This is a genomic window from Salegentibacter echinorum (assembly GCF_900129445.1).
Taxonomy (GTDB): Bacteria; Bacteroidota; Bacteroidia; order Flavobacteriales; family Flavobacteriaceae; genus Salegentibacter; species Salegentibacter echinorum.
Map to the genome: position 1 here is coordinate 55,448 of NZ_FQVT01000004.1, position 18,794 is coordinate 74,241.

Below are 18,794 nucleotides of genomic sequence, written 5' to 3' on the forward strand. Positions count from 1 at the left end.
ACCTTGAACCAGACTAATAACCAAAATCCCTTTTAATCGCTTCAGCTTTTTCCAACATGAAATCGGTGTTCAGGAAAGCAATCTTTTGCTGTCCGTAGGCATTTTGGTAAATACGCATGGCTTTTTTGGGATTTCCGGTTTCTTCTTCATACCGGGCTTCAAAAAAAGTGCCCAACATGGTTTCGGGATAATTATCGTAAGCAAGTTTACTTAAGCCTTTGTAATCATCCCAGCGCCTGGTTTTTTCAATAGCGTTGTAGATGGCCATAAAATCTTTCACCCTAATTTGTTTTTCTATGCCGTACAGCTGTAAAATACTTTCATATTTATCTTGCAAAAAGCTTAAAGGCGACAAAGAAGTTTGCAACAAGATTTCATTGTAATCTTTTTCACTTATGGGCCTAAATACCGTAAACATGCTCTCCAGGGCAGAAGGAATCGCTTTTCCAACTAAAGTATAATGGGTAGCGTGTTGAAAATCATCGAATTTATAACTTACCAGTTCATTATCTATTGCAGCCAATTGGTTATTGAAGTTTTTAATATTCTCCTTTAATCCTGGGATATCATTGCTGCCGGTAGCAAGGTAAAACCACTTTTTAGTTTCAGATTTTGCCAGGGAACTGCTTATGCGATCGGCCATTTTTGGGGCGAGATCTGGGCTTAAGTTTATGTACCCATCAAAAATAGGGTGTGATTTCAGTAGGTAGTAATTAATAAAATTGGCGGTATAATCGTGGCCAACTATTACCCTAAAATTTGCCGTGCGATATTTCTCGTCGAGATAGGTCATTAATTCCATGCCTAGAAACTCAAAAAATGCAGCGCCTTTATCTGCCGGAAGAAAATTCATATCTTCATAATAAGCATCGTCCATACGAGTTCTGCTTTGATTAATGCCTACTACGATCATTTCTGGGGCATCTTCCCAATAAGAATAGTAATCTACATTTCCCGCCATAGGCTCAAAAAGGTAATCCCCATCTAAAACCAGCATTATTGGGTAGGTTTTCTCGGTGTTTTCTTCATAATTACGTGGAAGTTGGATTTTTAACTCTCGCGTTTCGTCTAATTTTTCAGAAGAAATTGTTTCATAAATAGTTTGTGAAAAACTCAACAAGGGAATGTTAAGTATCACAAATAGGAGTAGTTTTTTTATCATAGGTGTTTCTGTTTTAACCCAGACAAGGTAGTTATTATTTTTTTCTATTGAAAATGGGAAGAAATATGAAAGAGAGTCCGCCGAGAAGAATTACCAATAGAGTTTGAGTGCCCCAGGTAAGCCAGCCAAAGGCTTCCCCGTGTTCTTTTGATATATCAAACAAAAGCATAAATGCGCCAATACTAACGGGATAAACACCAATCCCGCCATTGGTTGCCGAGACCACAAAAGAACCAACTACAAAGGCACCCATTATTACAGAAAGGTTGGTTTTTTCCATTCCGGGTACGGCAAAGATCACTACGTAAAACATAAGAATGTACATGATCCAAATAAAGAGAGTATGGAAGATAAATGCCCATTTTTGTTTCATTTTAAAAATGCTTCGCATTCCTTCCAGAAGACCTTTTGCCATTTTTTTGATCTTAACCAGGAAAGAAAGCTTAGATCTTTTTATAAATTGTAGAATTAGAAGGCCAAATAGCAATAATATAGCTAGAATTCCTGCACTTAATAAGGGGTTTATATCGTGGCTTTTAAAATAAGCCAGGAGGTGTTCGGTTTGCATAAGAAATGTGATCGCCGTTACTGTAAGCATCACTACAACATCGGCTACCCTTTCAGAAATAATAGTACCAAAGGTTTTTTCAAAAGGGATTTCTTCATAGCTGGATAAACTGGCCGCTCTAAGTACTTCACCAGATCTTGGAATCCCAAGATTAGCTAGGTAACCGGCCATTACTGCCATAAAGCTATTTGCAAGCTTTGGTTTATAGCCTAGTGGTTCCAGTAAAAATTTCCAACGATAGGCACGGGAAAGATGTGAAAGCCCGCCAAAAGTGAAAGATAAGATTAAAAACCACCAATTGGCATTAGAAATATTTTGCCAAAGTTGAGCTCTTTCTTCAGGGGTGGCGCTGCTTAGAGAATACCATATTAAAAAAACTCCCAGGGATAGTGGGAGTGCAATTTTAAGTATTTTAAGCGTTTTTTTTTTCAAGGACCTGAAGCGGGTTTATATAATTAAGCTATTATAATTAGCTTATTAGGTTGGTTTCTTCATTTGGAAAAACCAGTGAAGGTTTAAATGCTTTGGCCTCTTCAAAGTCCATAATTGCATAGGCGATAAGAATCAATATATCTCCTTTGGCTACTTTCCTGGCTGCCGCACCATTTAAAGTGATTTCTCCAGAATTTCTTGGCCCGGGTATAACGTAGGTTTCCAAACGTTCGCCATTATTATTATTTACAATTTGAACTTTTTCGCCTTCAATAATGTTGGCAGCTTCCATGAGATCTTCATCTATGGTAATGCTGCCTATATAATTGAGATCGGCGCCGGTAACTTTTACACGATGTATTTTAGATTTTACTACGTGAACTTGCATGTTATAGTATTTAATTTGTTAAGGCGATATTGTCTATAAGTCTTATTTCGCCGGCATAAGCAGCAATAAAAGCCCTATAATCCTCGTCTTTTTCTTTACTAACTGTTTTCTTTAAGGTTCGGGTGCTGGCTATTTCAAAATATTCCAGAACCAGGTCCGGTTGTTTTTTGAATTCGCTAATCACCCAATCTTCAATATATTCTGCACTTTTTGTGCCAAATAATTCCCTGGTTTTAAGCAAAGTCTTATAAATAAAGGCTGCCTGGTTTCTTTGGCTGGCAGTTAATCTTTCATTGCGAGAACTGCGCGCTAAACCATTCTCTTCCCTTAAAATGGGACAGCCTATTATTTCTACCGGCAGGTTGTTTTTTTCGGTTAACTTTTTTACAATTTGTAATTGCTGAAAATCTTTTTCTCCAAAAAATGCCTTATCAGGTTTTATAATGGTAAACAGTCTTTTAACAATGGTTCCTACTCCGTCAAAATGTCCGTTTCTGTGTTTTCCTTCCATTACACCTTCCAAACCGTCAAAATTAAAGTGTTCTGAAGCGATATTTTCCCCGTATAATTCGTTCGCAGTAGGAGCGAAAACCCAAAGGTTTTCGTGGGTTTGTTTTAACATCTGGATATCCTGCTCTAAAGTGCGAGGATATCGTTCAAGATCTTCTGGGTTGTCAAACTGAGTTGGATTCACGAAGATACTGATTATCACGCGGTCACATTCTTTTAGAGCTTGTTTAACCAACGAAATATGGCCGTGATGTAATGCACCCATTGTGGGCACTAAACCCAGTGTTTTTCCTTGAGATTTCTCGGCTTTTACAGCCGATTGTAATGGGGTTTTTTCCTTGAAAACCTTCATTTTATTATAAAATTAACAGCGTGCAAACTTAATATATTACCAGCAATCTGCATAAAATTTTGTAATTTTGCTTGATTTTTGTTCGCAACCGCAATTAAAGTAATCAATTATATGAAAGACAAGAGGATATTATACGTATCATCTGAAGTTATTCCTTACCTACCTGAAACCGAAATTTCATCTACTTCTTTTGAAGCTGCTAAAATGGTAAACAATCTTGGTGGGCAAATTCGGATTTTTATGCCCCGGTTTGGTAACATTAATGAACGTCGTCACCAATTGCACGAAGTGATAAGGCTCTCTGGGATGAACCTTGTAATCAACGATTTGGATATGCCTTTAATTATTAAAGTAGCATCCATTCCCAAAGAGCGCATGCAGGTCTATTTTATAGATAATGAAGATTATTTTAAAAGAAAAGCCACATTGACCGATGAAGATGGGAATTTATTTGACGATAATGACGAAAGAGCTATTTTCTTTGCCAAAGGAGTAATAGAAACCGTAAAGAAATTAAATTGGTCGCCAGATATTATTCACGTGAATGGTTGGCTGGCTTCCCTGTTGCCATTATACCTAAGACGATATTACGGTAATGAGCCATTATTTAATAAAGCAAAAATTGTGACTTCTATTTACAATGAAGGCTTTGAAGGAACGTTAGATGAGGAGATGCAGGAGAAAGTCTTGTTTGACGGGATGGAAAATTCCGACGTTAAACATTTAAAAACGCCTAATTTCGAAAATCTAATGAAGCTTGCTTCCCTGCATTCCGATGCTATTATTATGGCTAGTGAAGATTTGCCAGACGAAATTACAGATTATGTGAAGAAGCTTAAGAAACCAGTACTTCCTTATAAAAACAAAGAAGAATTTAACCAGGCTTATCAGGATTTTTATACCGATAAAGTTTTATCTGAATAGTAAAAAATACCGAATGAATTTTAAGAAAGTAATGTCTAAAGCAACAGCTATACTTGGTGTTGTTTTTGTTTTTGCGGCATGTGATGACGAGTTTAGTAATGTTGGGGGTGATATTATAGAAAACCCCAGCGACCTGGAAGTAAAAGAGGTAGAAGTTCTCGCTTATAATAAAAAGCTTAATGCGGTACAAACCAATACCCTTAATAATAGTTTATTAGGAGTATATAGCCACCCTGTGTATGGGCAATCTACGGCGAGTATTCTTTCACAAATTTCACTAAGTACTAAAAACCCCACTTTTGGAATAGAGCCAGAATTGGATAGCGTGGTCATGACTATTCCATACTTTAGTACAAAAGGAGAATTGGATGAAGACGGTAATTTGGAATATAGCTTAGATTCAATTTACGGAAGCGAGCCTATTAAAATCACTGTTCAGGAATCAAATTATTTCCTAAACGATTTGGATCCCGATGCTGGTTTTGATAATAGTAAGTACTATTCCAATCAACAGGAACTTTTTGAGCAAAACCTGGTTGGGAATGTGATTTATGAAGATGCTAATTTTGTACCTTCTGAAAAAGCTATAGTTTCTTATGAGAAGAATGAAGATGGCGTGGAAGATACTATTACCAAAGCTCCTGCTCTAAGAATAAAATTGCCAACGGCTTACTTTAAAGAAAAGATTATCGATAGGGAAGGCTCTAATGTGCTGAGTAACAATAACAACTTTAGAAATTATTTAAGGGGACTTTTTATAAAAGCTGAAGCTACCGGAGAAAACGGTACTATGATGCTTTTGGAAAACTTAAGACAAAACGGCGATATTAAGCTTTATTATACTTCTGAAGTAAAAGGAACAAACGATGACGGTGAAGAGGAGACCACTCGGGAAAAGCGCGATTACACCTTAGGTTTTGGGAATAGCATTGTAAATACTTTTGAAGGGGATTACCCCAGCGATATTCTACAGGCGATCAACGATTCTAATGAAGAAACAGGTGCAGAAAACCTCTTCTTAAAAGGAGGAGAAGGTAGTATGGCTGTAATAGAATTATTTGATTCTAAGACGCAAATTGAAGATTTAAAGGAAAATAATTGGTTAATTAATGAAGCGAACCTCATTTTTCACGTAAATCGTGATTTTGTTAATAATGTGAATGAAAACAACAGGTTGTATTTATATGATCTTACCAATGGGACTTTCCTTGCAGATTATGGTTTCGCTAGGAATTTTGTAGGCGACTACATCGCTGGAGAACCTTTAAATTCACTAAAATCTTTCTCGGCTCCAATAAAGGAAGATGAAGAATCTGGCGATTATAGTTACACCGTGAATATCACCCAACACGTAGCAAATATCATTGAAAATGATGCAGATAACGTGAAATTGGGATTAGTAATTGTCGATAATATTAATAATGTAGCTACCCAGAACCAGGATGGTACTATATTGCCCATTCAAACTGGGGTGAAAGGTGTTGATTCTGTCGAGACCTTGCCTGTTGAGACAGTGTTAACACCAGAGGGTACGGTGCTTTACGGTAACCTGGCAAATGATGAAGAAAAACGTTTAAAATTAAGAATTTACTATACAGAGACAGAATAGAACAAACCATAACTAATTTAACTTAATCTAATAGAACTACATTATGTGCGGAATTGTAGGTTATATTGGACATAGGGATGCTTATCCCGTTGTCTTAAAAGGACTCCAAAGACTGGAGTATCGCGGCTATGATAGTGCCGGAATCGCTATTTACGATGGCGAAGAGCTAAAACTTTGTAAAACACAAGGTAAAGTAGCCGATTTAAAAGAAAAATTGGAAAACACCATAACTACCCATGGTAATGTGGCAATAGGCCATACCAGGTGGGCAACTCACGGTGTTCCTAACGATGTAAACAGCCATCCTCATTATTCTAACTCGGGCGATCTTGTAATAATTCATAATGGAATTATTGAAAATTATGATGCCTTAAAAAAAGAGTTACAAACCCGGGGCTATACTTTTAAAAGTGATACCGATACCGAGGTTTTGGTCAATCTTATCGAAGATGTGATCTTAAAAGAGAATGTCAAGCTGGGAAAAGCAGTGCAAATTGCTTTAAACCAAACTATTGGGGCCTACGCGATTGCGGTTTACAATAAGAGCAAACCAGACGAGATCGTAGTTGCCCGTTTGGGTAGTCCCCTGGCTATTGGAGTAGGGGAAGACGAGTTTTTTATCGCTTCTGATGCTTCTCCATTTATTGAGTTCACTAAAAACGCGATTTATCTGGAAGACGGGGAAATGGCGGTGATTAGAAGAAATAAGGAGGTTAAAGTGCGTAAAATTCAGGATGATACTTTGGTAGATCCTTATCTTCAGGAATTACAATTGAACCTGGAGCAGATAGAAAAAGGGGGGTACGATCATTTTATGCTAAAGGAAATCCACGAACAGCCTACAGCTATAAAAGATACTTACCGCGGAAGAATGTTGCCAGATGAAGGCCTAATTAGAATGGCCGGGGTAGATGATAACCTGGAGCGTATTGCCAATGCCAAGCGTATTCTTATTGTAGCTTGTGGTACCAGTTGGCATGCCGGGCTTGTGGCCGAATATATTTTTGAGGAATTAGCGAGGATTCCGGTTGAGGTAGAATATGCTTCTGAATTTAGGTATCGTAATCCCATTATTTCAGAAAAAGATGTGATTATTGCCATTTCACAAAGTGGAGAAACGGCAGATACTATGGCGGCTATAAAGTTGGCTAAAGAAAAAGGTGCTTTTGCCTTTGGCGTTTGTAACGTAGTTGGTTCTTCTATTTCCAGAGAGACAAATGCGGGTGCCTATACCCACGCTGGTCCAGAGATTGGAGTGGCTTCTACCAAGGCTTTTACCACACAAATCACAGTGCTTACTTTAATGGCACTAAAGTTGGCAAAACATAACGGTACGATTTCAAATACAGATTTTCGAACTTATTTACAGGAATTGGAGTTAGTGCCAGGGAAAATTGAGAAAGCCCTGGAAGCCGATGAACACATAAAATATATTTCTGATATTTATAAAGATGCCAGGAATTGCCTGTATTTAGGTAGAGGTTTTAACTTTCCGGTAGCTTTAGAAGGCGCACTTAAGCTAAAAGAAATTTCTTATATCCACGCCGAGGGTTACCCGGCAGCCGAAATGAAACATGGTCCTATTGCGCTTATTGACGAAGAAATGCCGGTGGTGGTAATTGCAACCAAGAAAGGTCATTATGAAAAAGTGGTAAGTAATATCCAGGAAATTAAATCTAGAAAAGGTAAAATCATCGCCATTGTTACTGAAGGTGATACTGAAGTGAGAGAACTTGCAGATCACGTGATCGAGGTGCCGGAAACTATAGAGCCGCTTACCCCGTTAGTGACTACCATTCCGCTTCAATTATTATCCTATCATATTGCGGTAATGCTAGGGAAAAACGTAGATCAGCCACGGAATTTGGCAAAATCGGTTACGGTAGAGTAATATTTCAGCAATAATCATTGGGAAATTATTTTTCGATTGTTGGATAAATTTAAAGGTTGAGCCGGGTATTTTTTTAATTCTGGTTCAGCCTTTTTTGTTTATGCGAATAGCTGTAGTTTGAATGAGCTATTATAGCTGCAATCAGCTCTCATCCCGAGGTAGGAAGAATCCTTTCTTTTAAAATAAAGATTCTTCCCCGGCCGTCCTCAATTTTTAAACTTGTTAGCATAAGCTTTTTAGTAAAAATCCGTCTTCATTTTAAGCCTATTTTGATTAAAATATTCAGGTATATATTGTCCTGAAAAGCACGAAATAAAGCACTTTTTAGAAAGCATAAAAAACTTATTTCACAGAGGGGTGATTTTATAAAGAAAAAACTATCTTTGCAGCCTTAAAATGCCATTTCATGAATTTAATTTGTTGTGAATTATTCATTTGGGGTTTTAAGATATTTTAAAATAAGAAACATTAAAGAATTAGATAATGTCTAAAGTAACAGGTAAAGTTTCCCAAATTATTGGCCCTGTAGTTGATGTTGTTTTCGACTCAGAGAATGCTGAATTACCAAAGATTTACGACTCTTTGGAAATTACCAGAAAAGACGGTTCCATCTTGGTTTTAGAAGTGCAATCGCACGTAGGAGAAGAAACCGTACGAACAGTTTCCATGGACTCTACAGATGGTTTAAGTCGTGGGGTAGAAGTAGTCGCAACCGGTGCTCCTATACAAATGCCAATTGGTAAAGATATTTATGGGCGTTTGTTTAACGTAGTGGGAAGCGCTATAGATGGTCTTGGCGAATTGCCAAAAACTGGAGAACACGGATCGCCGATTCACCGGGAAGCTCCAAAATTTCAGGATTTATCTGTTTCTACTGAAGTTTTATTTACCGGTATTAAAGTGATTGACCTCGTTGAGCCTTATGCAAAAGGTGGTAAGATTGGTCTCTTTGGTGGTGCCGGGGTTGGTAAAACTGTACTTATTCAGGAATTAATTAATAACATTGCGAAAGGCCATGGTGGATTATCTGTATTTGCCGGGGTGGGAGAGCGTACCCGTGAAGGAAATGACCTGCTTAGAGAGATGTTGGAATCTGGTATTATAAAATACGGTGAGGATTTCACAAAATCTATGGAAAAAGGTGGCTGGGACCTTAAAAAGGTAGATAAAGAAGCCATGAAAGATTCTAAGGCAACTTTCGTATTTGGACAAATGAACGAACCACCGGGAGCTCGTGCTCGTGTGGCACTTTCTGGATTGACCATTGCTGAGTATTTTAGGGATGGAGCCGGGGAAGGCCAGGGGAAAGATGTACTTTTCTTTGTGGATAATATATTTAGGTTTACCCAGGCCGGTTCAGAGGTTTCTGCACTACTTGGGCGTATGCCGTCTGCGGTAGGATATCAACCTACTTTGGCCACAGAAATGGGGGCGATGCAGGAGCGAATTACTTCCACTAAAAATGGATCTATTACTTCGGTACAGGCTGTTTATGTACCTGCCGATGACTTGACAGACCCCGCTCCAGCGACAACTTTTGCTCACTTAGATGCCACTACGGTACTTTCCCGTAAAATTGCCGAGCTTGGTATTTACCCTGCGGTAGATCCTTTAGAATCTACTTCCAGAATTTTAAATGCCGAAACTTTAGGGCAAGAACATTACGACTGTGCGCAACGTGTAAAAGAGCTATTACAGCATTATAAGGAGCTACAGGATATTATTGCTATTCTTGGGATGGAAGAACTTTCTGAGGAAGATAAATTGGCTGTATCCCGTGCAAGACGGGTGCAACGTTTCCTTTCTCAGCCTTTCCACGTGGCAGAGCAGTTTACCGGTCTTCAAGGAGTTTTGGTAGATATTAAGGATACTATTAAAGGTTTTAATATGATTATGGATGGTGAGTTAGATCACCTGCCAGAATCTGCCTTTAACCTTAAAGGTACTATTGAAGATGCTATTGAAGCCGGAGAGAAAATGTTGGCTGAAGCTGAAGAAAACTAAAAAATAAAGGAAATTGTTAGTGGCATTAGCATATGCTAACTGCAAATTGCAAACTCTAAACCAGAAAATATGTATTTAGAAATTGTTACTCCTGAAGCAGTAGTCTTTAAAGCTGAAGTTGATGCGGTAAAGGTTCCCGGAAATGAAGGAGAGTTTCAAATGCTTAACGATCACGCACCTATAGTCTCAACATTAACTAAAGGTGATGTGAAAATTCAATTAGCTGCTGCCGCGAATGCAGAATTTGAAGAAGAACTTTCTGATGCTTTTAGAAAAGAATCTGGCAAGGGCAATGTCTATTATTACACTATTAAAGGTGGAGTATTAGAGATGAAGGATAATAAAGCAATTATTCTGGCCGATTAGCTTTTTGAAAGCATTATCATAATAAATATAAGCCGGGCAATCGCCCGGTTTTTTAGTTTATGTATTTTAAAAAGGTTTAAAGAAATAGCAATTTTTGCCACTAAAGAGAAACCGGAGAAGTCTGGTTTAAAATTAATTTCAGCTTTTTATTTCTTCGGAAAAAGTTTTTCTCTAAATCATAATTATTTTGAATAAGAATTTTACCCGCGAACTAAATGTCTTGAGTTATGAAAGAACAAAATAAAGCTTATTTATATGCCATTATTGCGGTGATACTATGGAGTACGGTTGCTGCAGCAATGAAATTGGCGTTGGGTTATTTTGATTATTTGCAACTCCTCTTTCTTGCAGTATTTGCATCGCTAATAGCTTTGTTTTTCATTTTAGTTTCGCAAAATAAACTAAAAGAGATTTTTAGGTTTAAGCGTAAAGCTTATTTGAGATCGGCAGTATTTGGGTTGGTGAATCCCTTTGTTTATTATGTCGTGTTATTTAAGGCTTATTCTTTATTACCGGCCCAGGAAGCCCAGCCATTAAATTACACCTGGCCCATAATGATAACCTTATTGTCTATTCCAATTTTAAAGCAAAAGATCACCATCAAGAATTTTATTGCCATTGTGATTAGTTTCCTGGGGGTAGCAGTAATATCTACAAAAGGTGACATCCTGGGCTTCTCTTTTAGTAACCCTATTGGGGCACTTTTAGGTTTGGCTTCAGCAATAATCTGGGCTTTGTTTTGGATCTTCAACATTAAAGATAAACGGGATGAGATAAGTAAGTTGTTTCTTAACTTTCTCTTCGGAATGTTTTACATCAGCATATCTCTATTTATATTTTCCGATTTTCCTGAATTCTCGCCTAAATATTTTGGTGCAGCGGCCTACGTGGGTCTTTTTGAGATGGGTATTACCTTTGCGATATGGTCTTTAGCATTAAAAAAATCTTCTCATACAGCGAAGGTCAGCAAGTTTATTTACCTGGTGCCTTTTCTCTCATTAATAGTAATCTATTTTGTGTTGGGTGAAAATATCCTCCTTTCTACCGTTATAGGGCTTGTATTTATAGTTACAGGTTTGATTTTTGATAATATTAATTTCTCCAAATTATTAACGAAAATTAAAAAGAAAAGTAAGCTAAAGCGAAAGTTGAATTAAGGTTGATACGCTAAAATATCTCCCGGTTGGCAATTTAAAGCTTCGCATATCGCTTCTAAAGTAGAGAATCTTACTGCCTTTGCTTTACCTGTTTTTAGGATTGAAAGGTTTGCCGTAGTAATACCTATTTTTGCGGCAAGTTCATTACTTTGCATACCTTTTTCTTCTAAAATTAGATCTAGATTTATTAGAATTGGCATAATTAAACGGTTAATTGGTTTTCTTCCATTAAAGTATTTCCTTCTTTAAAAATTTCTGCAAGAATAAAAGCAATTAGAGCAATAAGTATAACATCCAGGGGAGCCGCAATGCTACTTTTAGTGTATTTTTCAAAATTCCAGTAATTAAAAAAGGAAAGTACGGCAATGCCCAGGCAATAGTGGCCAATTTTTCTAAAGGCGCATACATTTATAGCTTTGAAAGTCTTTAATCTCCGCACCGATTGCAATACCTTACCAAATTGATGTATCGCTAAGAAAAACAAGATTAAAGTAGCTGTGAATTTAAAATAGGTGAAATATAAAGAGATAGTTTTCCACTCTGTTACTTTTAACTTTTCAAAATCTTGAGCATTTTGTCCTAAAAATGCTTCTGTTTCAAAACGTATCACAGAATCGTTCTCTGGTTTTTCCATACTCCATTCATTATAAAAATCCCTATCAAATTGAAAATGAATAAAAGCTATAGTAATAGCAATAATCAAAATTCCAATTAATAATTTGAAGAAATTACAGAAAAAATTAACGATGCTCAATAGGGAGTTTTTATTCATAATCACCATTATTATCGTTTATCAATAACAAATATATTTAAAATTATCGAAAAACAGTAATTGTCTATTAAATTAGAATATTTTTCTTTTAATCCTTTAAGAGAAAAATTAAAATTAAGTCAGCAAAAATCCAGAAATATGTGAAGTTTTGAAATCCGGCATTTTAGTGCTCTAAAGTGATGTTTGGAGTATTAAACTTAAATAATATCTCTTATATTTGCTGGAAACGGACTTTTTGAGAGAAAATATATGCTAACAGCAATACTATTAGGTTTTTTATTCGCATTATTCCTGGTCTTTACAGGGAAATTTTTTAGAGGAAAACTAGCTGTTCTCTCTGCATTAATTCCTGCCGGATTGTTCGCTTATTTTGCAAGTTTTATTTCAAAAATTAGTGCCGGCGAAATTATTACAAAAACTTATGAATGGGTGCCGGCCTTTGGGGTGAATTTAAGTTTTAAATTAGACGGACTCTCTTTACTTTTTTCATTGATGATCACCGGGATTGGTTTTCTGGTTTTTAGTTATACCGCTTCCTATCTTAAAGGACATAAATACTTAGATCGTTTCTATGGGTACCTTAGTGTTTTTATGGCGGCAATGCTTGGCCTGGTGCTTTCAAATAATATTATTTCGCTTTTTGTTTTTTGGGAATTAACCAGTATTAGCTCCTTTTTTCTAATAGGCTTTAATAACGATAGCGCAGCTTCCAGGAAGTCGGCTTTAACTGCGCTGGGCATTACCGGGCTGGGTGGTTTTTTCTTATTATCGGGTGTTTTGCTCCTGGGTAGCATGACCGGTACCTATAATATTACCGAAATGCTTAGCATGCAGGAAGCTATTGCGGGGAGCGAGTATTATATTCTGGCTGCCAGCTTATTTTTTGTTGCTGCGTTTACTAAATCGGCACAATTTCCTTTCCATTTTTGGTTGCCCGCAGCGATGAAAGCACCAACGCCGGTTTCTACTTATTTGCACTCTGCAACTATGGTTAAAGCGGGAGTCTATTTACTTATGCGTTTCACTCCAATTTTAGGAGATCATCCTTTTTGGAATAATACCCTTATCATTGTTGGAGGTATTACTATGGTTTACACAGCCATACATTCGCTGTTTAGAACAGATCTTAAAGGCATATTGGCTTATTCTACTATTTCAGCCCTTGGGATTTTAGTGTTCTTAATTGGGCTGGGTACAAAAGCGGCTTTTTTGGCTGCAGCTGTTTTTATTATGGTTCACGCGCTTTATAAAGCGACATTGTTTTTAGTTGCCGGTATTATAGACCATCAAGCCGGTACGCGTGATGTGACCAAACTTGCGGGACTTCGAAAAGTTATGATGCCGGTGGCAATCGCCGGGTTTCTGGCGGCTATTTCCAGTGCCGGGATTCCACCTACTATTGGATTCCTGGGAAAAGAACTCACGTATGAAGCGAGTTTAAACTTTGGCACGGGGACGATCATTATCGTGATTGCCATAGTGCTTACAAAAATATTTTTACTTTGGGCCGGCTTTGCAGCCGGGATAAAACCTTTTATGGGAAAACTCCCCGAAGCACAAAAGGAAACAAAAATGCCTGGTTTATTAATGTGGTTCCCACCTATAATCCTGGCAGTATTAAGTATTCTTTTTGGTATATTTCCTTCCTTAATTGAATCGGCAATCGTTAAACCAATGGTTTTTGCCCTTGGTGCAGATGCTTCAGAAGACCACCTGGCCTTATGGCACGGCTTTAATACCGTATTGTTATTAAGTGCTGTTACCATAGGAGTTGGTTTGTTGCTTTATTTTCTAGTGAGACCTTCTAATAAATTAGAACAAAAAGTTGCCAAATTAGAGTTCATTTCTCCGCGTAGTATTATGGAGAAAGGAAATTATTATTTTGTAATATTTTCGCGTTTCTGGACCAATGTTTTTCAGAATGGATATTTAAGAAATTATGTGACCAGCATTATATTGTTTTTGGTAATTCTTGTAGGTTACATTTTATTTGGGCACCAAAGGTTGGTGATAGATCATTCCCAGCTTGCCGAGATAACGGCTTATGAGCTTGTAGTTGCATTGATTCTTGTAGCTGGGGTGCTTTACACAGTTTTTACAAAATCAAGATTGGCTGCCGTGGCAGCAATGGGCGTGGTAGGTTTGTCTATCTGTCTAATTTTTGTTTTCTATAGTGCGCCAGATTTGGCGATGACGCAATTTTCAATAGATACCTTAACGGTAATCCTGTTTGTGCTAGTGCTGTATAGACTGCCAAAATATTTAAGCTTGTCAGATTATAAAATGCGGCTTCGGGATGGAGTACTTTCCCTGGCTCTTGGTACTATAATATGTGTCCTGGCGCTACAGGTATTGGCAGAACCGGCGAATAATGAAATTGGGGATTTCTATGCTAAAAACGCTTACTTACTGGCACACGGAAAAAATGTGGTAAATGTGATCCTGGTAGATTTTAGGGGTACTGATACTTTAATAGAAATTTCGGTATTGGCAATTGCTGCCATAGGCGTATTCGGACTTTTAAAATTGCGGTTAAAAAGTACAGATAGAACGCAATAAAAATAGGCAAGCTTAGAATGGCCTGATCGGCTAAAAAAATCCAGAATTAAGATTATGTCTCACTAAGTGAGTAAATTTTTAAAATTATGAAAACCTTAATATTAAAAACCGCTTCTGCTTATCTCTTACCGGTGCTATTGGTGTTTTCCGTATTTATTTTATTGCGGGGACATTATCTGCCCGGTGGTGGATTTGTAGGCGGACTTATAGCGGCGATCGCCTTTGTGCTTCACGCTTTTGCCAATGGCTTAAAAAACACTAAAGGTTTACTTCAGTTTCACCCGGGATTTTTAATGCCGGTAGGTTTAGGGCTCGCATTTTTAAGCGGTCTCGCCCCGGTACTTGGGTTTGATGATCCTTTTATGACCGGGCTTTGGCTACCTTATGATGTGCCAGTGCTTGGAAGCGTGGGGTCTGCATTATTTTTTGATATAGGAGTCTATTTCGTGGTGATAGGAGTTACGCTTACTATAATATTTACAATTTCAGAATCAGCTTAAACTATGGAAGTTCTTTTAGCGATAATTATTGGAATTCTCTATGCCGCCGGTGTATATATGATTCTGCGAAGAAGTTTAGTGAAGCTTATTATCGGGATTATTTTGCTGGGGAATGGGGCGAACCTTCTTATTTTTCTCCTCGGAAGGATTACCGAAGGGGCACCACCTATTATTCCTGAAGATTCCAGTGTTTTCACCGAAGCTTATGCAGATCCTGTTCCGCAGGCATTAATATTAACCGCAATCGTGATTAGTTTTGGTTTACAATCTTTTGCCATAATCCTGGTGAAAAGAGCTCACAAAGTAGTGAAAACCGACGATCTAGATGAAATGAACGCAACAGACGAAGATTCATGACACAACAAATTATTTTATATCCTTTACTGCTGCAATTACTACTGGCTATTTTGCTCATGTTCTTCTGGAACAAAATTAAAGCCCAGCGTGTAATAAGTATGGTAGGTAGTGCCATTCACTTAGTGGTGAGTATTGTGGTGTTCGCTTATATTTGGAACAATGGCACCCAGACCTTACAGGCGGGTAGCTGGGAAGCTCCATTTGGGATTACGTTTATTGCCGATACTTTTGCGATAACTATGGTGCTGTTAACTTCTATTGCCGGTTTTGCGGTTTCGGTCTTTTCTGCCGGCTCGGTAATTAGTGGTCGTTTAAAATTTGGGTATTTTCCCATTTATCATTTTTTATTATTAGGACTAACCGGGGCTTTCCTTACGGGTGATATTTTTAACCTCTATGTATGGTTTGAAATTATTATTATTAGCTCTTTTGTTTTAATTACTATTGGTGGGGAAAAAGCCCAGCTGGAAGGAGCTGTGAAATATTTTACGCTCAATTTCCTGGCTTCAATGATTTTCCTCACGGCAATTGCCGTACTTTATGGCCTAACCGGAAGTTTAAATATGGCCGATCTTGCCAATAAAGTGGCCGCGGTAGAAAATAGGGCTTTGGTAGAGATTACTGCGATTTTATTTCTTATTGGCTTCGGAATTAAATCGGCATTGTTTCCCTTGTATTATTGGTTGCCGGCTTCTTATCACACTCCACCGTCTGCCGTTTCAGCCATTTTTGGAGGTTTGTTGACTAAAGTTGGCGTTTATGCCCTAATACGTGTCTTCACGCTAATTTTTGTGGAAGATGTATTTTTAGATCAAATCCTTTTAGTGCTGGCTATTTTTACGCTGTTTAGCGGTGCATTGGGCGCCCTGGTACAAAACAATATTAGAAAGATTTTCTCTTACCTTATCATTTCTCATATAGGTTATATGATTATAGGCTTGGGAATGTACACCGAAGTTGCGATTGCCGGGGGTGTTTTTTATCTAATTCACGATATTATGATTAAAACTAACCTGTTTATGGTAAGCGGACTCATATACCGAATTAAAGGATCTAACAGTATGCGGGCGTTGGGCGGTTTTTATGCCAATTATCCTAAACTTAGTTTGTTGATATTTATCCCCCTGTTTTCCCTTATTGGAATTCCGCCTTTATCTGGTTTTTGGCCTAAAATATCCTTGATAACTGCTACTTTTAATTCTGAAAGTTACTGGAGTCTGGCAGCAATTATCTTTGCAAGTTTTCTTACCTTGGTGGTTATTGCAAAACTTTGGGCCGAAGTATTTTGGAAAGATGCTCAGGAAATTCCCGAACGTCCCAGGTTTCGTTATTTTCATAAAGTTAAAAATATAAAAAGAGTAGAGATGGTAGTGCCCATCATATTTCTTAGCTTAGTAACACTGTATATAGGATTTGGAGCAGAACATGTACAAACACTTTCAGCACGAATTGCTTCAGAATTAATGGATAGTCAGCAATATATAGATGCGGTACTCAACAACTCACAAATAACCGAATAATGAAGAGCAGATTTGTATCAAATTTATTACTCACCTTTGTTTGGGTAGCCCTTACAGGAAACTTTACGTTTGCTAATTATTTTTTCGGCTTTGTACTTAGTTTTTTTATATTATGGGTAATTACCCGGGGAGATAGCGATGCAAAATATTTTACGATCATTCCAAAATTAATAGCATTGTTTTTCTTCTTTCTTTGGGAACTTTTTAAAGCGAATTTACAGGTGGCATACGAGGTGGTTACACCAAATCTCAAGATGACTCCGGGGATTGTGAAAGTGCCACTTACCATACAAAGTGATTTGGGTATTACCATGTTAGGAAATATGATATCCTTAACCCCTGGGACGCTTAGTTTAGACGTCTCTAATGATAAAAAAGTCTTATATGTACACGCGATGTATATAACTGATAAGGAGGAGTTTATAGACGGAATAAAAAATGGATTTGAGAAACGTATTTTGGATATATTGAAATGACATTAAACGAATACTTATCATATATTATTTTGCCGGTGCTTGGTATCGCGGTCTTGCTTATTGTTTACCGCTTTATTAAAGGCCCCAGTATGGCCGATAAAATTATTGCCCTGGATGTATTAATTACTACGGGAATTGGTATTATAGGCGTTTATAGCATCACTCACGGTAGATCTACGTTTTTAGATACTGCTTTAATACTGGCTCTAATTGCCTTTTTGAGTACGGTTGCATTTTCATATTACCTGGAAAAAAGAAATAGAAAAAAATGACTTCAATAATTATAGGAATATTGGTAACCCTGGGAACATTGTTTATCCTACTTTCAGCTATAGGCTTATTGCGTATGCCCGATACTTATTTGAGGATATCGGTGAATACCAAAGCGGCAACCCTTGGGGTTGGGTTGGTTCTAGTAGGGACGGCAATCTTTTTTAACGATCTTTCCACAACCTCCCGGGCTCTGGTAATTATTCTTTTCGTGTTTTTAACTGCGCCAGTGAGTGCACATTTAATAGGCAGGGCTTCTTATTTTATGGGAGTGAAATTATGGGATAAATCTGTGATGGATGATCTAAGGGGGAAATATCAAAAACATTCGTACGTTTTAAAAAGTAAAACCGATGATACGCCACACGATAATATAGATCACACCAAGAATGATATTCATACCCGCATAGATGAAGATGTGAAATAGCTATAATTAATCTTCCTGGTGCTTTTTTCCTTTAATCATCTTTTTTTGAATTAAACTGAAGATAATATTTATCAACACGATAGTACCACCCACTATTAATAACTCCCAGTATAATCCAAGAGCAGCAAGCCCGCCGGCCCCGGCACTGCACCAAATGGTTGCGGCTGTAGTTAATCCTTTTACATTTTTACCGTGTTGTAATATAGTACCCGCGCCAATAAAACCAATTCCTGTGACCACCTGGCCTATTACCCGGGTTGAATCTACAAACTCTTCGCCTTCAAACCTAAGAGAAAGCAGTATGAACACGCAAGATCCAAGGGCTACTAGAGCATTGGTTTTTAAACCTGCGCTTTTTCCACTAAATTCTCGTTCCATACCTATAAAAAGTCCGGCAATAGCGGCTAAACCTATTCTTAGGCTAAATTCTGCGAGTTCCATATTTCAGTTTTAGAATTACAAAGCTATTTTTTTAAATAAATTTACAAAATATGGATGAATAATTTATCCATATTTTTAAGTGGGAAATAAACATTGCTTTCGTTTTAAA

At 37.5% G+C, this 18,794-nt stretch carries 20 protein-coding genes; 13 read left to right on the forward strand and 7 right to left on the reverse strand.

Annotated features, from left to right (window positions below; genetic code table 11):
- Positions 1–13 precede the first annotated feature (13 nt).
- The 4 genes from BUA71_RS08085 to panC are packed head-to-tail and all read right to left on the reverse strand — an operon-like array spanning position 14 to position 3,412.
- On the reverse strand, positions 14–1,162 hold the full coding sequence (locus BUA71_RS08085) for an alpha/beta hydrolase (protein WP_072878524.1): 1,149 nt from the start codon (positions 1,160–1,162) through the stop codon (positions 14–16).
- A gap of 34 nt (positions 1,163–1,196) precedes the next feature.
- On the reverse strand, positions 1,197–2,162 hold the full coding sequence (locus BUA71_RS08090; protein ID WP_072878525.1) for a lysylphosphatidylglycerol synthase transmembrane domain-containing protein: 966 nt from the start codon (positions 2,160–2,162) through the stop codon (positions 1,197–1,199).
- Between the two features lie 37 nt (positions 2,163–2,199).
- A complete protein-coding gene (gene panD, locus BUA71_RS08095) occupies positions 2,200–2,550 on the reverse strand; it encodes an aspartate 1-decarboxylase (protein ID WP_072878528.1) in 351 nt (116 codons plus the stop codon).
- Between the two features lie 10 nt (positions 2,551–2,560).
- Positions 2,561–3,412 (reverse strand): pantoate--beta-alanine ligase, encoded by an 852-nt coding sequence (gene panC, locus BUA71_RS08100; RefSeq protein WP_072878530.1) that lies wholly within the window; start codon positions 3,410–3,412, stop codon positions 2,561–2,563.
- A 111-nt stretch (positions 3,413–3,523) separates the two neighbouring features.
- Between panC and BUA71_RS08105 the strand changes: the two genes are divergently transcribed.
- The 6 genes from BUA71_RS08105 to BUA71_RS08130 all read left to right on the forward strand — a co-directional run bounded on the left by BUA71_RS08105 (position 3,524) and on the right by BUA71_RS08130 (position 11,363).
- The gene (locus tag BUA71_RS08105) at positions 3,524–4,336 is read left to right on the forward strand and encodes a glycogen/starch synthase (RefSeq protein WP_072878531.1); all 813 of its coding nucleotides are present in this window, start codon (positions 3,524–3,526) and stop codon (positions 4,334–4,336) included.
- Between the two features lie 13 nt (positions 4,337–4,349).
- Positions 4,350–5,945: a BamH family beta-barrel-assembly machinery protein gene (locus tag BUA71_RS08110; protein ID WP_072878533.1), complete on the forward strand. Its 1,596-nt coding sequence runs from the start codon at positions 4,350–4,352 to the stop codon at positions 5,943–5,945.
- A 43-nt stretch (positions 5,946–5,988) separates the two neighbouring features.
- Entirely contained in the window at positions 5,989–7,836 is a 1,848-nt protein-coding gene (gene glmS / locus BUA71_RS08115; protein WP_072878534.1) for a glutamine--fructose-6-phosphate transaminase (isomerizing), read from the forward strand.
- A 483-nt stretch (positions 7,837–8,319) separates the two neighbouring features.
- Positions 8,320–9,840 carry a F0F1 ATP synthase subunit beta gene (atpD, locus tag BUA71_RS08120; protein WP_072878536.1) on the forward strand — a complete coding sequence of 507 codons (1,521 nt, stop codon included), beginning with the start codon at positions 8,320–8,322 and terminating at the stop codon, positions 9,838–9,840.
- Positions 9,841–9,909: 69 nt separating this feature from the next.
- Positions 9,910–10,206, forward strand: a complete 297-nt coding sequence (locus tag BUA71_RS08125; RefSeq protein ID WP_072878537.1) for a FoF1 ATP synthase subunit delta/epsilon — start codon at positions 9,910–9,912, stop codon at positions 10,204–10,206.
- Between the two features lie 227 nt (positions 10,207–10,433).
- Positions 10,434–11,363: a DMT family transporter gene (locus tag BUA71_RS08130; protein WP_072878538.1), complete on the forward strand. Its 930-nt coding sequence runs from the start codon at positions 10,434–10,436 to the stop codon at positions 11,361–11,363.
- Here BUA71_RS08130 and BUA71_RS08135 read toward each other — a convergent pair.
- Together BUA71_RS08135 and BUA71_RS08140 are read right to left on the reverse strand one after the other, a co-directional pair.
- On the reverse strand, positions 11,360–11,563 hold the full coding sequence (locus BUA71_RS08135) for a helix-turn-helix domain-containing protein (protein ID WP_072878540.1): 204 nt from the start codon (positions 11,561–11,563) through the stop codon (positions 11,360–11,362). The two genes, BUA71_RS08130 and BUA71_RS08135, sit on opposite strands and share 4 nt — an antisense overlap.
- A 2-nt stretch (positions 11,564–11,565) precedes the next feature.
- The gene (locus tag BUA71_RS08140; protein ID WP_175545947.1) at positions 11,566–12,135 is read right to left on the reverse strand and encodes a DUF2975 domain-containing protein; all 570 of its coding nucleotides are present in this window, start codon (positions 12,133–12,135) and stop codon (positions 11,566–11,568) included.
- A gap of 249 nt (positions 12,136–12,384) precedes the next feature.
- On the opposite strand from BUA71_RS08140, the gene BUA71_RS08145 reads away from it, so the two are divergent.
- From BUA71_RS08145 to mnhG, 7 genes are all read left to right on the forward strand, one after another.
- A complete protein-coding gene (locus tag BUA71_RS08145; RefSeq protein WP_072878542.1) occupies positions 12,385–14,694 on the forward strand; it encodes a putative monovalent cation/H+ antiporter subunit A in 2,310 nt (769 codons plus the stop codon).
- 86 nt (positions 14,695–14,780) lie between these two features.
- Complete coding sequence (locus BUA71_RS08150; protein WP_072878544.1) at positions 14,781–15,194, forward strand: Na+/H+ antiporter subunit B; 414 nt, start codon at positions 14,781–14,783, stop codon at positions 15,192–15,194.
- A 3-nt stretch (positions 15,195–15,197) separates the two neighbouring features.
- Positions 15,198–15,551 (forward strand): Na+/H+ antiporter subunit C, encoded by a 354-nt coding sequence (locus BUA71_RS08155; protein WP_072878545.1) that lies wholly within the window; start codon positions 15,198–15,200, stop codon positions 15,549–15,551.
- A complete protein-coding gene (locus BUA71_RS08160) occupies positions 15,548–17,071 on the forward strand; it encodes a proton-conducting transporter transmembrane domain-containing protein (RefSeq protein ID WP_072878547.1) in 1,524 nt (507 codons plus the stop codon). Before BUA71_RS08155 ends, BUA71_RS08160 begins: the two co-directional genes overlap by 4 nt.
- Positions 17,071–17,547 carry a Na+/H+ antiporter subunit E gene (locus BUA71_RS08165; RefSeq protein WP_072878548.1) on the forward strand — a complete coding sequence of 159 codons (477 nt, stop codon included), beginning with the start codon at positions 17,071–17,073 and terminating at the stop codon, positions 17,545–17,547. Before BUA71_RS08160 ends, BUA71_RS08165 begins: the two co-directional genes overlap by 1 nt.
- The gene (locus BUA71_RS08170; protein ID WP_072878550.1) at positions 17,544–17,819 is read left to right on the forward strand and encodes a cation:proton antiporter; all 276 of its coding nucleotides are present in this window, start codon (positions 17,544–17,546) and stop codon (positions 17,817–17,819) included. The genes BUA71_RS08165 and BUA71_RS08170 overlap by 4 nt, the downstream gene beginning before the upstream one ends.
- Positions 17,816–18,244, forward strand: coding sequence for a monovalent cation/H(+) antiporter subunit G (gene mnhG, locus BUA71_RS08175; RefSeq protein ID WP_072878552.1), 429 nt, complete (start codon positions 17,816–17,818; stop codon positions 18,242–18,244). The genes BUA71_RS08170 and mnhG overlap by 4 nt, the downstream gene beginning before the upstream one ends.
- Before the next feature lie 6 nt (positions 18,245–18,250).
- Here mnhG and BUA71_RS08180 read toward each other — a convergent pair whose 3' ends face one another.
- On the reverse strand, positions 18,251–18,685 hold the full coding sequence (locus tag BUA71_RS08180) for an MgtC/SapB family protein (RefSeq protein WP_072878554.1): 435 nt from the start codon (positions 18,683–18,685) through the stop codon (positions 18,251–18,253).
- Positions 18,686–18,794: the final 109 nt, after the last annotated feature.

What these genes read in the sequence shown, in the direction of transcription:
- BUA71_RS08085 (WP_072878524.1), bottom strand. Translation starts at nt 1,162, where the DNA reads ATGATAAAAAAACTACTCCTATTTGTGATACTTAACATTCCCTTGTTG.
- panD (WP_072878528.1), bottom strand. Translation starts at nt 2,550, where the DNA reads ATGCAAGTTCACGTAGTAAAATCTAAAATACATCGTGTAAAAGTTACC.
- panC (WP_072878530.1), bottom strand. Translation starts at nt 3,412, where the DNA reads ATGAAGGTTTTCAAGGAAAAAACCCCATTACAATCGGCTGTAAAAGCC.
- BUA71_RS08105 (WP_072878531.1), top strand. Translation starts at nt 3,524, where the DNA reads ATGAAAGACAAGAGGATATTATACGTATCATCTGAAGTTATTCCTTAC.
- BUA71_RS08110 (WP_072878533.1), top strand. Translation starts at nt 4,350, where the DNA reads ATGAATTTTAAGAAAGTAATGTCTAAAGCAACAGCTATACTTGGTGTT.
- glmS (WP_072878534.1), top strand. Translation starts at nt 5,989, where the DNA reads ATGTGCGGAATTGTAGGTTATATTGGACATAGGGATGCTTATCCCGTT.
- atpD (WP_072878536.1), top strand. Translation starts at nt 8,320, where the DNA reads ATGTCTAAAGTAACAGGTAAAGTTTCCCAAATTATTGGCCCTGTAGTT.
- BUA71_RS08125 (WP_072878537.1), top strand. Translation starts at nt 9,910, where the DNA reads ATGTATTTAGAAATTGTTACTCCTGAAGCAGTAGTCTTTAAAGCTGAA.
- BUA71_RS08130 (WP_072878538.1), top strand. Translation starts at nt 10,434, where the DNA reads ATGAAAGAACAAAATAAAGCTTATTTATATGCCATTATTGCGGTGATA.
- BUA71_RS08135 (WP_072878540.1), bottom strand. Translation starts at nt 11,563, where the DNA reads ATGCCAATTCTAATAAATCTAGATCTAATTTTAGAAGAAAAAGGTATG.
- BUA71_RS08140 (WP_175545947.1), bottom strand. Translation starts at nt 12,135, where the DNA reads ATGAATAAAAACTCCCTATTGAGCATCGTTAATTTTTTCTGTAATTTC.
- BUA71_RS08145 (WP_072878542.1), top strand. Translation starts at nt 12,385, where the DNA reads ATGCTAACAGCAATACTATTAGGTTTTTTATTCGCATTATTCCTGGTC.
- BUA71_RS08150 (WP_072878544.1), top strand. Translation starts at nt 14,781, where the DNA reads ATGAAAACCTTAATATTAAAAACCGCTTCTGCTTATCTCTTACCGGTG.
- BUA71_RS08155 (WP_072878545.1), top strand. Translation starts at nt 15,198, where the DNA reads ATGGAAGTTCTTTTAGCGATAATTATTGGAATTCTCTATGCCGCCGGT.
- BUA71_RS08160 (WP_072878547.1), top strand. Translation starts at nt 15,548, where the DNA reads ATGACACAACAAATTATTTTATATCCTTTACTGCTGCAATTACTACTG.
- BUA71_RS08165 (WP_072878548.1), top strand. Translation starts at nt 17,071, where the DNA reads ATGAAGAGCAGATTTGTATCAAATTTATTACTCACCTTTGTTTGGGTA.
- BUA71_RS08170 (WP_072878550.1), top strand. Translation starts at nt 17,544, where the DNA reads ATGACATTAAACGAATACTTATCATATATTATTTTGCCGGTGCTTGGT.
- mnhG (WP_072878552.1), top strand. Translation starts at nt 17,816, where the DNA reads ATGACTTCAATAATTATAGGAATATTGGTAACCCTGGGAACATTGTTT.
- BUA71_RS08180 (WP_072878554.1), bottom strand. Translation starts at nt 18,685, where the DNA reads ATGGAACTCGCAGAATTTAGCCTAAGAATAGGTTTAGCCGCTATTGCC.